The 12,715-nt window shown below is 72.9% G+C and carries 14 protein-coding genes; 1 reads left to right on the top strand and 13 read right to left on the bottom strand.

Features of this window, described 5'->3' with window-relative positions; genetic code table 11:
- Nucleotides 1-13: 13 nt before the first annotated feature.
- A complete protein-coding gene (locus tag ACIRSS_RS48760; protein ID WP_400908947.1) occupies nt 14-997 on the bottom strand; it encodes a DUF5937 family protein in 984 nt (327 codons plus the stop codon).
- Between the two features lie 30 nt (nt 998-1,027).
- Nucleotides 1,028-2,470, bottom strand: coding sequence for an FAD-binding oxidoreductase (locus tag ACIRSS_RS48755; RefSeq protein WP_400908944.1), 1,443 nt, complete (start codon nt 2,468-2,470; stop codon nt 1,028-1,030).
- Nucleotides 2,471-2,599: 129 nt separating this feature from the next.
- Between ACIRSS_RS48755 and ACIRSS_RS48750 the strand changes: the two genes are divergently transcribed.
- Nucleotides 2,600-4,708, top strand: coding sequence for an elongation factor G-like protein EF-G2 (locus ACIRSS_RS48750; RefSeq protein ID WP_400908942.1), 2,109 nt, complete (start codon nt 2,600-2,602; stop codon nt 4,706-4,708).
- Between the two features lie 202 nt (nt 4,709-4,910).
- Here ACIRSS_RS48750 and ACIRSS_RS48745 read toward each other — a convergent pair whose 3' ends face one another.
- From ACIRSS_RS48745 to thrS, 11 genes are all read right to left on the bottom strand, one after another.
- Entirely contained in the window at nt 4,911-5,414 is a 504-nt protein-coding gene (locus ACIRSS_RS48745) for an XdhC family protein (RefSeq protein ID WP_400908939.1), read from the bottom strand.
- Nucleotides 5,415-5,427: 13 nt separating this feature from the next.
- On the bottom strand, nt 5,428-5,694 hold the full coding sequence (locus tag ACIRSS_RS48740; RefSeq protein WP_400908936.1) for a hypothetical protein: 267 nt from the start codon (nt 5,692-5,694) through the stop codon (nt 5,428-5,430).
- A gap of 33 nt (nt 5,695-5,727) precedes the next feature.
- Entirely contained in the window at nt 5,728-5,985 is a 258-nt protein-coding gene (locus ACIRSS_RS48735) for a hypothetical protein (protein ID WP_400908933.1), read from the bottom strand.
- Nucleotides 5,982-6,251 carry a hypothetical protein gene (locus ACIRSS_RS48730; RefSeq protein WP_400908930.1) on the bottom strand — a complete coding sequence of 90 codons (270 nt, stop codon included), beginning with the start codon at nt 6,249-6,251 and terminating at the stop codon, nt 5,982-5,984. Before ACIRSS_RS48730 ends, ACIRSS_RS48735 begins: the two co-directional genes overlap by 4 nt.
- Nucleotide 6,252: 1 nt before the next feature.
- A complete protein-coding gene (locus tag ACIRSS_RS48725) occupies nt 6,253-6,735 on the bottom strand; it encodes an NUDIX hydrolase (RefSeq protein ID WP_400908927.1) in 483 nt (160 codons plus the stop codon).
- Entirely contained in the window at nt 6,732-7,877 is a 1,146-nt protein-coding gene (locus tag ACIRSS_RS48720; protein ID WP_400909524.1) for a glycosyltransferase family 4 protein, read from the bottom strand. Before ACIRSS_RS48720 ends, ACIRSS_RS48725 begins: the two co-directional genes overlap by 4 nt.
- An 18-nt stretch (nt 7,878-7,895) precedes the next feature.
- Nucleotides 7,896-8,813, bottom strand: a complete 918-nt coding sequence (locus ACIRSS_RS48715; RefSeq protein ID WP_400908924.1) for a phosphatidylinositol mannoside acyltransferase — start codon at nt 8,811-8,813, stop codon at nt 7,896-7,898.
- The gene (gene pgsA / locus ACIRSS_RS48710; RefSeq protein WP_400908921.1) at nt 8,810-9,436 is read right to left on the bottom strand and encodes a phosphatidylinositol phosphate synthase; all 627 of its coding nucleotides are present in this window, start codon (nt 9,434-9,436) and stop codon (nt 8,810-8,812) included. Before pgsA ends, ACIRSS_RS48715 begins: the two co-directional genes overlap by 4 nt.
- Before the next feature lie 89 nt (nt 9,437-9,525).
- On the bottom strand, nt 9,526-10,056 hold the full coding sequence (locus ACIRSS_RS48705) for a MarR family winged helix-turn-helix transcriptional regulator (RefSeq protein WP_400908918.1): 531 nt from the start codon (nt 10,054-10,056) through the stop codon (nt 9,526-9,528).
- A gap of 62 nt (nt 10,057-10,118) precedes the next feature.
- The gene (locus tag ACIRSS_RS48700; RefSeq protein ID WP_400908915.1) at nt 10,119-10,661 is read right to left on the bottom strand and encodes an HIT family protein; all 543 of its coding nucleotides are present in this window, start codon (nt 10,659-10,661) and stop codon (nt 10,119-10,121) included.
- Nucleotides 10,658-12,694 carry a threonine--tRNA ligase gene (thrS, locus tag ACIRSS_RS48695; RefSeq protein ID WP_400908913.1) on the bottom strand — a complete coding sequence of 679 codons (2,037 nt, stop codon included), beginning with the start codon at nt 12,692-12,694 and terminating at the stop codon, nt 10,658-10,660. Before thrS ends, ACIRSS_RS48700 begins: the two co-directional genes overlap by 4 nt.
- Nucleotides 12,695-12,715: the final 21 nt, after the last annotated feature.

Below are 12,715 nucleotides of genomic sequence, written 5' to 3'. Positions count from 1 at the left end.
GTACGCGGCTATCTCAGGAGTCCACTTCCGGCACGCCCGCGACCAGGACTTCCGCGGCCCGGGTCCGTGCGTACAGCACGTGACGTCCGGCACGATGCCCGCTGACCAGGCCCGCGGCCTTCAGGACGCCGAGGTGCTGCGACACCGCCCCCGCGCTGAGCCGGGTCCGGCGGGCCAACTCGGCGGTGGACGCCGGCGCGGTCAGCTCGGTCAGCAGCATGGCCCGGCCGCGGCCCACGACGGCGGCCAGCGCGCCGGGCGCGGCGGCCGTGCCGGTCTCCCAGAGCGTGGCGATGCCGCGCGGCGGGTAGCGCAGCACCGGCTGCCAGCGCGGGTCGGTCTTGGAGAACACCCGCGGCCAGACGAACGCCGAGGGCACGAGCACCAGGCCGCGCCCGTCGAGCGGCACGGCCGCGTGCAGGTGGCGGTGCGCGACCGTGAGGGTGCCGCCCTGCCAGCGCACCAGCGGCGTGAGGTCGTTGAACAGCTCCGCGGCCCCGCCCTGGGCCAGCATCCGCGACCGGTGCAGCACGTCGGCCTCGAGCAGCGCGCGGATCCGCGGCCAGTCGTGGGCGAGCACCAGCTCCCAGTACTGCTCCATCAGCGTCGCGAGCCGCTCGAGACCGGCTTCGGGGTCGCGGTGGAGACGGTTCAACGCGGGCGTGCGCGGCCCGGCCATCGCGTCCAGCTCGCGCCGGACGACGCGGGCGGGCACGTCGCGCAGGTCCGCGAGCTCGTCGGCGAGCTCGGGCAGCGGCGTCGACGGTGTGGCGGCCAGGAAGCCGGGCAGGTGCCGCAGCGGGACGAGGTCGCGCAGGAGCCCGATGTCCAGCCCGGCCTCGGCGAGCGCGGCGGTGGCGCGCTTGACCCACGGCAGGTGCAGCGCGTGCTCCCCCGGCTGGTTCAGGACGCGGACGCTCGCGACGATCTCCCACGCGGGCGAGAACGCGAACCGGGTGTGCGCCAGGTCCTCTGTGGAGAATGCCAGGTCGAGCACGCGCTGCCTCTCTGCCGAGTGCCGCGGAGCTTACGTCTCTCCGATATGGACAGTCGAGCGGGGCGCCGAAAGTCCTTGCGGGAAAGCGAAAATTCCTCGCGGGTCATACTTCCGGGCGACAGCGCGCAGCCGCGGCAGGTTCACCCCGTAGTACGCCCGCGCCCAGTCCGGCATCTCCGGGTCGAGGTAGTTGACGTAGCCCGTGGTGCCGAACTCCGGCCCGAGCCCGTCGCGCACGGCGGCCAGCGAGCGCCGCGCACCGGCCTCCCCGCCGTTTTCCGGCTCCGCGCCGTGGAGGAACTGGAGGCTGGCGAGCGCCGTCCGGTACGGGAACGCCGTTTCCCGGGCCCCGACGCGCGCGATGGCGCCACCCGCCGAGTCCACGATCGTGCGGACGCCCGGGTCGCGGGTGAGCACGCCGACGACCGCGCCCGGGTCGGCGAGCGGCCGGGTCAGCATCCGCGACGTGCCGATGTACGTCCCCCGGTCCGCGGCCGCCGAGGGCCGGGACTCCTGGTCGTCGAACGAGCGCATCGCGCTCAGGTGGTCCTGGACGCCCTCGTTCCACACCGTCGGCGCGGTGCCGACGCGGCGGACGAGGTCTTCGAGCAGCGCGTGCATCCGCGCCCGCGGGCCGAGGAAGGTGCCGCCGAGCGTGGCCTCGTTCCACGCCAGCCCCATCCCCGACCACAGCTCGTCGGGCGCTACCGGCTGCCACTCCTGCCACGCGGCGAGCAACGCGGCTCCGGCGGTCGGCGGGAACTCGAGGGCGAACGTGGCGACGTCGGCGACCGGCACCGTCCGGAAGGTGAAGCCGGTGACGATCCCGAAGTTCCCGCCACCGCCGCCGCGCAGCGCCCAGAACAGGTCGGGCTCCGCGGCCGCCGACACGGTCCGCACCCGGCCGTCGGCCGTGACGATCCGCGCCGCTTCCAGGTGGTCGCACGTCAACCCGTACTTCCGGTCGAGCACGCCGACGCCGCCGCCGAGGGCGAGCCCGGCGATGCCGACCGTGCCGCAGCTGCCCGCGGGCAGCACCCGGCCGGCCGCGGCGAGCGTCGTCGCGATCGGGCCCAAGCGCGCGCCGGCCCCGATCACCGCCCGGCCGTCCGGTCGCGCCTCGATCCCCGAAAACCGGCTCAGGTCCACGACGATCCCGCCGTCCACAGTGGAATAGCCGGGGTAGCTGTGCCCGCCGCTGCGGGCCGCCACCGGCAAGCGGTGCCGCGCGGCGAAAGCGACGGCCTCCTGGACGTCCTCGACGCGCGCGGCGCCGACGACGGCGGCCGGCTGCCGGTCGTCGTACATCGTGAAGAAACCCTGCTTGGCCTCCGGGTAACCCGGGTCGCCCGGCCGGAAGAGCGGGCCGGTCAGCCGCCGGCGCAGCCGCTCCCAGTCGTCCGGCGGCGGCCACCCCGCCAGGCCCGCCACCGGCACCGCTCCGGAAACCCGCAAGAAAGTCCGCCTGTCCACGTCACTCCCCCTGCCCCGTGTCCCCCGGGCATTCGGCTGGTCCCGGGGGCCCTGCCTTGCCGTGACCAGGGTAGCGGGTGTGTGATCGAGGACACATCTCGTACACCAGCCGTTCGCCGAGGAGTCGTCATGGCAGACAAACAAGCCAAGAACGCCGACACCGGGGCCGCCGTCGCTGTGGACGACCCCGCGAAGGTCCGCAACGTCGTGCTCGTCGGCCCGTCCGGCTCGGGGAAGACGACCCTCACCGAGGCGCTGCTCGCGGCGTCCGGCACCGTCCCGCGCGCGGGCTCGGTGGTCGACGGGACGACGGTGTGCGACCACGACCCCGCGGCGGTGCGCCAGCAGCGATCGGTCGGCCTCTCGGTCGCGCCGGTGCTGCACCAGGGCCACAAGATCAACCTGATCGACACCCCGGGGTACGCCGATTTCGTCGGGGAGCTGCGGGCCGGGCTGCGCGCGGCCGACGCGGCGCTGTTCGTCGTCTGCGCCGCCGAAGGCGTCGACGCGGCGACGGTCGCGGTGTGGGAAGAGTGCGCGGCGGTCGGGATGCCGCGCGCGGTCGTCGTCTCCCGGCTCGACCACCACCGGGCCGACGCGATGGCCGAGATCGCCGCGTGCCAGGCCGCGTTCGGCGACGGCGTGCTGCCGCTGTACCTGCCCGCGGGCGACGGCCTGGTCGGGCTGATCACCCAGCGGTACTTCGACTACTCCGGTGGCCACCCGCCGAAGATCGGCGAGCCCGACCCGGCGGACCTGGAGCGGATGGCCGAGGCGCGCAACGAGCTGATCGAAGGGATCATCGCCGAGAGCGAGGACGAGTCCCTGATGGACCGCTACCTCGCCGGCGAGGCGATCGCCGAGGAGACGCTGATCGCCGACCTCGAAACCGCCGTCGCGCGCGGGACGTTCCACCCGGTGATCCCGGTGTGCGCGACCAGCGGGATCGGCCTGGCCGAGGTGCTCGACGGGATCGTCCGCGCGTTCCCCTCGCCCCTGGAGCACCAGCCACCCGACGTCACCACGCCGGACGGCGGGGAGCACGCCGCCATCACCGCCGACCCCGCGGGCCCCCTCGCCGCGGAGGTCGTCCGGACGGCCGTGGACTCCTACGTCGGCCGGGTGTCCCTCGTCCGGGTGTTCTCCGGGACGCTGCGGCCGGAGCGGCCGGTGCACGTGTCCGGGCACGGCCTCGCCGAACGCGGCCACGAGGACCACGACGCCGACGAGCGCGTCGCGCACCTCTACTCCCCCCTCGGCGCGAACCTGCGGGAAGTGCCCTACTGCGTCGCCGGCGACCTCTGCGCGCTGACGAAGGTCGGCTCGGCCGAGACCGGCGACACCGTCTCCTCGCCGGAGGAGCCGCTGCTGATGGAACCGTGGGCGATGCCGGAGCCGCTGCTGCCGGTGGCGGTGATCGCGAAGACCCGCAGCGACGAGGACACCCTCGCCCGCAACCTGTCCCGGCTGGTCGCCGGCGACCCCACGCTGCGGCTGGACCGCAACGCCGAGACCGCCCAGCTGGTGCTGTGGTGCATGGGCGAGGCGCACGCCGACGTCGTGCTCTCGCGGCTGCGGGCGGGCGGCGCCGACGTCGAGACCGAGCCGGTGAAGATCAGCCTGCGCTCGACGTTCGCCAAGCCGGCCAAGGGACACGGGCGGCACGTGAAGCAGTCCGGCGGGCACGGCCAGTTCGCCGTCTGCGACATCGAGGTCGAGCCGCTCCCGCGTGGCGGCGGGTTCCAGTTCGTCGACAAGGTCGTCGGCGGCTCGGTGCCGCACCAGTTCATCCCGAGCGTGGAGAAGGGCGTGCGGGCCCAGCTGGCGCGCGGGCTGGCCGACGGGCACCCGGTGGTCGACGTGAAGGTGACGCTGGTCGACGGGAAGGCCCACAGCGTCGACTCCTCCGACGCGGCGTTCCAGACCGCGGGCGCGCTCGCGCTGCGCGAAGCCGCGGCGAACGGGCACATCACGATGCTGGAGCCCTTGGAGGAGGTGGCGATCCGGCTGCCGGACGAGCACCTCGGCACGGTGCTCGGCGACCTCTCGTCCCGCCGCGGCCGGGTGCTGGGCACCGAAGCCGGCGACGGCGGGCGGACGGTGATCCGGGCGGAGGTCCCGGCGACGGAGCTGATCCGCTACCTGATCGACCTGCGCTCGATGACGTCGGGCACGGCGACGTTCACCCGCCGGCACGCCCGCTTCGAGCCGATGCCGGAAGGAATGGCGGTCCACTAGCCCGGTCGTGGGGGGGTTAAACAGGGCAAAAACCGTTTGTCACAAAACACCGGGGCGGAATGGTTACCCCCCGCGCGGGCCGGGGGGGGGGGCCCCCCCCCCGCCGCCCCCGTTTGGCGCCGTGGCCTTATGTTTGGGGGGTCCACTAGCCCGGTCGTGAGTGAGAAACAGTGCTCTAACCCTGTTTCTCACTCACGACGGGTCAGAAGTCGAAGCCGCCCGGGCGGCCGTTGCGGTCGGCCAGCAGGCCGGCGAGGGTCGCGATGGCGATCTCCGGCGGCGTGCGCGAGCCGATGTTCAGCCCGACGGGCCGGTGCACGCGGGCGATGTCGTCGTCGCTCACGCCCAGGCCCCGCAACGCGGCCACGTGCGGGCCGGGGTGCCGCGGGTTGCCGAGCACGCCGATCCAGCGCGGGTTCCCGCCCAGCGCGGCCTTCAGCACCTCGCCGAGCTCGGGCCGGTGGTGGTCGGTGACGACGACGTCCGCCGAGCCGTCGAGCGGCGGCAGCGTCGTGTCCGCCTCGATCCCCTCGGGCCCGTCGGTGGCGCGCGCGGCGTCCGGCTCGAACAGCGCCACGTGGTAGCCGAGGTCGCGGGCGAACTTCAGCAGGTACCGCGAAACCGGCGACGCGAACACCGCCACCAGGGTCCGCACACCGGGGTCCGCCTCGGCCGTGCCGTGGGCGACGTCGCAGGTCTCGCTCATGCCGCCCAGTCTGTCAGCCGCCGCCCTGTTCGCCCACCGTCACGCGGAACTGCCACAGGTCGGTCTTGCCCCTCACGAGCACCAGGTACCCGTCGCTGACGCGCAGCACGACCCGGTTCTGCGGCAACGCGGGCCGGGGCGGCCGGTGCTGCTTCGCGAGCAGGTACGCCTCGCCGAACGCGGTGTCGCGGTCCGCGTACCCCGCCGCGTCGGCGACGCCCCAGCCCCGGCCGTCGCCCATGCCGCCCTGCTCTTCGATGACCACCCACCACGTACTCATGCCCGCTCCGACGCGGGCGGGCCGTGACGGGTTTCAGATCTCTTCGAGCACGCTCAGCCGGAAGTGGAACGTCGACGTCCGGCCCTCGACGATCACCACGTACCCATCGGCGCCGCGCAGGACCTTCCGCGACTTCGGCGAGCACGGGTAGACCGGCTGGTACTCCCGCGCGAGCCGCTCGGCCTCGGCTTCGGCGGTCACCTGGTCGTCGTAGGAGAACGTCTCGGACAACGACCAGCTCCGGCCGTCACCCGCGCCGCGCTGCTCCTCGACGACCACCCACCAGCTCATTCCGGTGCCGCCACGGTCTCGCCGAGCGTCACGCGGAAGTGGAACGTCGCGGTCCGGCCGGTCGCGATCACCAGGTAGCCGTCGCCGACCCGCAGGACCTTGCGCTCCTTGACCGCCGACGGGTGCACCGGCTGGTGGTCGAACGCGAGCCGCCGGGCCACGTCGTCGGCGTGGGCGCGGTCGCCGCCCGCCGGCTTCGTCTTCGTGACGTTCCAGGCGCGCGCGTCCCCGCCGCCGCGCTGCTCCTCGACGACCACCCACCACACGTCAGACCTCCGGCTCGGCGAACTCGAAGTACTCCGGCAGCGGCGCCGTCCCCGCGAGCCGGAAGTAGCGCACCTTCCGCCGCCGCCGCAGGCGCAGCGTGTCGCGGACGGCGTCGTTGTGGACGCGGCGGGCGATCACCACCCGGTGCTCGGCGTCGGTCAGCTCCTCGGCCAGCTCCGGCGGCAGCCCCGTCCGGTCGACGCGGCTCAGCTGCAGCGTCAGGTCGCCCTCTTCGGCCTCGCGCTCCACGCGCGGCGCCGCTTCCGCGCGTTCGGCCGACGTCCGCAGCCGGGTGTCGCCCAGCACCACGGCGACCGCGCGCGCCACCACCGCGCGGCGGGCCAGCGCCGCGTCGAGGGCGGCCCAGCCGGCGTCCATCCGGACGTGCAGCCGGTCGAGCCGGTTCGCCGTCGCCACCAGGAAGAGCCCGCCCAGCACGACGACCAGCGCCAGCACCGGGAGCAGCCAGCCGAGCACGCTCACCGGGCCGGCTCCCGCTCCGGCGCCGCGACGCGCCGCGGGTCGGCGGCCACGGCCGTCTCGTAGACCCGCAGCACCTGCGTGGCCACCACCGACCAGTCGAACATCGTGACGCGCTCCCCCGCCGCCGCGGCCAGCGACGCCCGGCGAGCCGGGTCGCCGAGCAGCTCGCGCAGCCCGTCCGCCAAGGCCGCGGGGTCGCCGGTCTCGACGAGCATCCCGGCGTGGCCGTCGTCGAGCACGCGGCGGAACGAGTCCAGGCCGCTGGCCAGCACCGGGGTCCCGGCCGCCATCGCCTCGGTGAGGATCATCCCGAAGCTCTCGCCGCCGGTGTTGGGCGCGCAGTAGACGTCGACGCTGCGCAGCGCCTGCGCCTTGACGAAGTCGTCGGCCTGGCCGAGCAGCTCCAGGTGCGGCGCGAGCTCGGGGCCGGCGTCGCGGCGCAGCTGGTCTTCGTCACCGCGGCCGACCACGACCAGCCGCAGGTCTTCGAACTCCGGCAGGATCCGCCGCAGCGCCTCCAGCAGGACGCCCATGCCCTTGCGCGGCTCGCCGAACCGGCCGACGAACCCGACCGTGCCACCCGCCCGCGGGTAGCCCGGCAGCGGGGTCGCCGAGGAGAAGAACTCGACGTCGACGCCGTTGGGGATCTCGACGGCGTCGCCGCCCGCGTGCTCGACCTGGACCCGGCGGGCCAGCGCGGACACCGCGATCCGCGCCGTGATCTTCTCCAGCAGCGGCCGCAGCACGGGCTGGAACGCCGAGAGCGTGCGCGAGCGCGTGGTCGCGGTGTGGAACGTCGCCACGATCGGGCCGTCGGCGATGAGCAGCGCCAGCAGCGAAAGGCTCGGCGCGGCCGGCTCGTGCAGGTGCAGGACGTCGAAGTCGCCGTCGCGGATCCAGCGGCGCACGCGCGCGTAGGACACCGGGCCGAACTGCAGCCGGGCGACCGAGCCGTTGTACCGGATGCCGAGCGCCTTCCCGGCCGGGTGCACGAACTCCGGGAGCTCGGCGTCTTCGTCGGCGGGCGCCAGCACGGACACCCGGTGCCCGCGGGCGAGCAGCGCCTTCGTCAGGTCGATGACGTGCCCCTGGACGCCGCCGGGCACGTCGAACGAATAGGGGCAGACGATCCCGATCCGCATCGGGCGCGCGGCCACGCCTCAGCTCGCTTCTTCGAGGCTGACCCGCTCGCCGGCCTCGAGGTCGGCGGGCCAGAACTTCTGCAGCATGTGCCAGTCGGCCGGGTGCGCGGCGATGTCGCCGGCGAAGATGTCGGCCAGCGCCTGGGTAGCCGCCGCGACCTCGGCGCGCGCGGTGACGCGGATGCGCGGGTGCAGCCGGATCTGCCAGCCGTCCTCGGTGAACCAGCAGCCGGCCGGGATCAGCGCGGCCCCGGTCGTGGCGGCCAGCCGCGCCGGACCGCCGGGGAAGCGGGCCTGCTCCCCGAAGAACTTCACCGGGATCCCGCTGGTGGTCAGGTCGCGGTCGCCGACCAGGCAGACGGCCTTGTTCTCGCGCAGCCGCTTCAGCAGCACGCGCATCGCCGAGCTGTCGCCGGTCAGCGGCACGATCTCGAAGCCGAGCGACTCGCGGTACTCGACGAACCGGCGGTAGAGCGACTCGGGCTTCAGCCGCTCGGCGACCGTCGTGAACCCGCCGAGGTAGTCGGCCAGCCAGACGCCGGCGATGTCCCAGTTCCCGCTGTGCGGCAGCGCCATCACCGCGCCGTTGCCCTCGGCGAGGGCGGCGTCGAGGTTCTCCACGCCGGTGATGGAGGCCGCGACCTTGGCGCTGACCTCCTTCTGGTCCATCGACGGCAGCCGGAACGTCTCGTGCCAGTACCGGGCGTACGAGCGCATCGCGCGCCGGGTCAGCTCGTCCATCTCGACCTCGTCCGCCTGCGGGACGACGCGGGCGAGGTTGGCGCGCAGCTGCCGCACGCCCCCGCCGTCGCGCCGGACGGCGAGGTCCGCGCCGAGGGAGAACACCGTCCCGCCGAACCCGGGCGGCAGCCAGCCGGCCAGCCGCCACCCGGCCGCGTAGCCGAAGGCGCTCAACCGCTCGGACAGCGCGCTCATGCCGGTTGCTCCCCCGCCGCGGCCTCACGGGCCGCCTTCGCGACGGCGGCGAAACGCTGCAGCAGGGTGATGACCGACAGCACGGCGAGCAGCCAGAGCGTCACGTCCACGGTGTACGGGATGCCGAAGCCGTGCAGGCCGGTGCCGACGAGGGCGATGATCAGCCGCTCGGCGCGTTCGACGAGGCCGCCGTCCACCGGCAGGCCGGAGGCGTCGGCGCGGGCCTTGACGTAGGAGATGACCTGGGCGAGCACCAGGCACAGCAGCGCCGCCGCGGCCGCCGGGTGGTTGTCGTCGACGACGAAGCACCACCAGGCGATGGCGGCGAACAGCGCGCCGTCGACCAGCCGGTCGCAGGTCGCGTCGAGCACCGCGCCGAACGGGGTGCCGTAGCCGCGGGCGCGGGCCATCGCGCCGTCGAGGAGGTCGAGCATGGCGAAGCCCCACACCGTGAAGGTGCCCCAGAGCAGGTAGCCGTTGGGGAAGAAGACCAGGGCGCAGACGACCGCGCCGGCGGTGCCGAGCACGGTCATCACGTTCGGGGTCAGCCCGACGCGGACCAGCGCCTGGCCGATCGGATCGGTGACGCGGGAAACGGAGGCACGCGCGAAGATATTGAGCATCGGTTCGTCTGAGGCACCTGGCTACGAGGGTCGGGTGGGCGAATGCAGCCTATCCACCCGCCTCGGCGAACCCGACGCGCCGTCCCGGCTCAGCCCGATTTCGGCAGCGCGACGACCTCGCCGGGGTACTCGCGCGCCTCTTCGGCGGCCTGCGCGGCGGCGCACTTCGGCGAGAGGCGCTGCCGGATCGCGGCGCTGATCTCCCCGAGCGCGGTGACCTGCTCGGGCGTCAGGGGGTCGAAAAGGCTCTCGCGGACGGCCTCGACGTGCCCGGGCGCGGCCGCTTCGAGCGCGGCGAAGCCTTCGTTCGTGAGGACGGCCCAGGCGCCGCGCTTGTCGGTCGGGCAGGCCTCGCGGCGCACCCAGCCGTTGGCTTCCAGCCGCGCGACAGCGTGCGAGAGCCGGCTGCGCGACGCCTGGCGCGCGTCGGCGAGCTCGCTCATCCGCAGCCGGCGGCCTTCGGCCTCCGAGAGCGCGACGAGGACTTCGTAATACGTGTGCGGCATGCCCGAGTCGTGCTGCAGCTGGCCTTCGAGGTGCGCGCTGAGCATGCGGGTGGCCGCGTTGAACTCACGCCAGACGCGCTGCTCGTCGTCGCTGAGCCATCGGGTTTCGGACATACCCCCATCATACCCTCGGTTGAACACTCAATTAGGATTTGTCGTTACGGCATCCGAGCGTTTCACCAGGCGTCGGAGAGCAGGTCCCGCGTTTCGCCCAGCAATTGCGGCAGCACCTTCGTCTGGCCGATGATCGGCATGAAGTTCGCGTCACCGCCCCACCGCGGCACCAGGTGCTGGTGCAGGTGCGCCGCGATGCCCGCGCCCGCGATCACGCCCTGGTTCAGACCGATGTTGAAGCCGTGCGCGCCGGACACCGCGCGGATCACCTTCATCGCGTGCTGGGTGAACTCGGCGACCTCGCGCGTCTCCTCGACCGTCAGCTCGGTGTAGTCCGCGACGTGCCGGTAGGGCACCACCATCAGGTGCCCCGGGTTGTACGGGTACAGGTTCAGCACCGCGTACACCGCTTCGCCGCGCGCGACGATCAGGCCCGTCTTGTCGTCCAGGGACGGGATGCGGCAGAACGGGCAGCCGGTGTCCTCGTCGTCGTCCGGCTTGTCCTGGCCCTTGATGTAGGCCATCCGGTGCGGGGTCCAGAGGCGCTGGAACGCGTCCTGGACCCCGATGCCCTGCTGCTCGACGAGTTCGGGACCTTCGCTCACCGAACGACCGTCTCCAGCGCTTCGGCCGACGGCGACGCGTTTTCGCGGCGCTCGACCCACTCCGCGATGGCCTCGACCGCCTTTTCCACCGGCACGCCGTTGATCTGGCCGCCGTCGCGGAAGCGGAACGACACCGCGCCCGCCTCGACGTCCTTCGCGCCGGCCAGCAGCATGAACGGCACCTTCTGCGTGGTGTGCGTGCGGATCTTCTTCTGCATCCGGTCGTCGCTCGCGTCGACCTCGGCGCGGATCCCCTTGGCGCGCAACGCCTTCTCGACGTCCTGCAGGTACCCGACCTGGTCGGCGGTGATCGGGATGCCGACCACCTGCACCGGCGAGAGCCACGCCGGGAACGCGCCCGCGTAGTGCTCGGTCAGCACGCCGAAGAACCGCTCGATCGAGCCGAACAGCGCGCGGTGGATCATCACCGGCGTCTGGCGCGAGCCGTCCGGCGCGGTGTACTCGAGCTCGAACCGCTTGTTCTGGTTGAAGTCGAGCTGGATGGTCGACATCTGCCACGTGCGGCCGATGGCATCCTTGGCCTGCACTGAGATCTTCGGGCCGTAGAAGGCCGCGCCGCCCGGGTCCGGGACCAGCTCGAGGCCGGAGTCGACGGCGGCCTGCCGCAGCGTCTCGGTGGCCTCCTCCCACTCCCAGTCCTCGCCGATGAACTTGTCGGAGTCCCCGCGGGTGGACAGCTCGAGGTAGAAGTCGGAGAGGCCGTAGTCGGCGAGCAGGTCGAGGACGAACTTCAGCAGCGACCGGAGCTCGCCCGGCATCTGCTCCTTGGTGCAGTAGATGTGCGAGTCGTCCATCGTCAGCCCGCGCACGCGGGTGAGGCCGTGCACGACACCCGACTTCTCGTAGCGGTAGACGGTACCGAACTCGAACAGCCGCAGCGGCAGCTCGCGGTAGGACCGCCCGCGCGAGCGGAAGATCAGGTTGTGCATCGGGCAGTTCATGGCCTTGAGGTAGTAGTTCTCCTCGTCGAACTGCACCGGCGGGAACATCGTGTCCGCGTAGTACGGCAGGTGGCCGGAGGTGTGGAACAGCTCGCCCTTGCTGATGTGCGGCGTGTTCACGAACTCGTAGCCGGCCTCCTCGTGGCGGCGGCGCGAGTAGTTCTCCAGCTCGCGGCGGATGATGCCGCCCTTCGGGTGGAACACCGGCAGGCCGGAGCCGATCTCCTCGGGGAAGGAGAACAGGTCCAGCTCGGCGCCGAGCTTGCGGTGGTCGCGGCGCTCGGCCTCGGCGACGCGCTCGAGGTAGGCGTCCTGCGCCTCGGCCGACTCCCACGCCGTGCCGTAGATCCGCTGCAGCTGCGGGTTCTTCTCGCTCCCCCGCCAGTACGCGGCGGCGACGCGGGTCAGCTTGAACGCCGGGATGAACTTCGTGGTCGGCACGTGCGGGCCCCGGCAGAGGTCACTCCAGACACGTTCCTTGGTGCGCGGGTCGAGGTTGTCGTAGATGGTGAGCTCTCCCTCACCCACCTCCATGACCTCATCGGTGTCCACTGTGTCCTTTTCGGACTTGAGGTCGACCAGCTCGAGCTTGAACGGCTCGTCCGCCAGTTCCTTCTTCGCCTCGTCCACGGAGTCGAAAACGCGCCGCGAGAACTGCTGGGCGCCCTTCACGATCTGCTTCATGCGCTTTTCGAGCGCCTGCAGGTCCTCGGGGGTGAACGGCTTGTCGACGGCGAAGTCGTAGTAGAAACCGTCCTTCACCGGCGGCCCGATGCCGAGCTTGGCGTCCGGGAACTGCTGCTGCACGGCCTGGGCGAGCACGTGCGCCGCCGAGTGCCGGATGACGCTGCGGCCGTCCTCGGTGTTCGCGGCGACCGGCTCGACCTCGGCGTCGGCCTCGGGAGCCCAGGCGAGGTCGCGCAGCTTGCCGTCGGCGTCGCGCACGACGACCACGGTGTCCTCGCCCTTGGTCGGCAGGCCGGCTTCGCGGACCGCCGCGCCCGCCGTAGTGCCCGCCGGTACCACCACACGGGAGGCGGCCACGGGGGAAACGGGGGGCGACTGGGACACGATCGGCTCCTCAAGCTGGAG

It is taken from the genome of Amycolatopsis sp. NPDC101161 (assembly GCF_044768185.1).
Lineage (GTDB): Bacteria > Actinomycetota > Actinomycetes > Mycobacteriales > Pseudonocardiaceae > Amycolatopsis.
This window is presented reverse-complemented; position numbering and strand designations above follow the sequence as displayed.

Excerpts from the sequence above, each read along its gene's own strand:
- pgsA (WP_400908921.1), bottom strand. The coding sequence starts at position 9,436 with ATGCTCAATATCTTCGCGCGTGCCTCCGTTTCCCGCGTCACCGATCCG.
- ACIRSS_RS48735 (WP_400908933.1), bottom strand. The coding sequence starts at position 5,985 with ATGAGCTGGTGGGTGGTCGTCGAGGAGCAGCGCGGCGCGGGTGACGGC.
- ACIRSS_RS48705 (WP_400908918.1), bottom strand. The coding sequence starts at position 10,056 with ATGTCCGAAACCCGATGGCTCAGCGACGACGAGCAGCGCGTCTGGCGT.
- ACIRSS_RS48715 (WP_400908924.1), bottom strand. The coding sequence starts at position 8,813 with ATGAGCGCGCTGTCCGAGCGGTTGAGCGCCTTCGGCTACGCGGCCGGG.
- ACIRSS_RS48745 (WP_400908939.1), bottom strand. The coding sequence starts at position 5,414 with ATGAGCGAGACCTGCGACGTCGCCCACGGCACGGCCGAGGCGGACCCC.
- ACIRSS_RS48740 (WP_400908936.1), bottom strand. The coding sequence starts at position 5,694 with ATGAGTACGTGGTGGGTGGTCATCGAAGAGCAGGGCGGCATGGGCGAC.
- ACIRSS_RS48720 (WP_400909524.1), bottom strand. The coding sequence starts at position 7,877 with ATGCGGATCGGGATCGTCTGCCCCTATTCGTTCGACGTGCCCGGCGGC.
- ACIRSS_RS48750 (WP_400908942.1), top strand. The coding sequence starts at position 2,600 with ATGGCAGACAAACAAGCCAAGAACGCCGACACCGGGGCCGCCGTCGCT.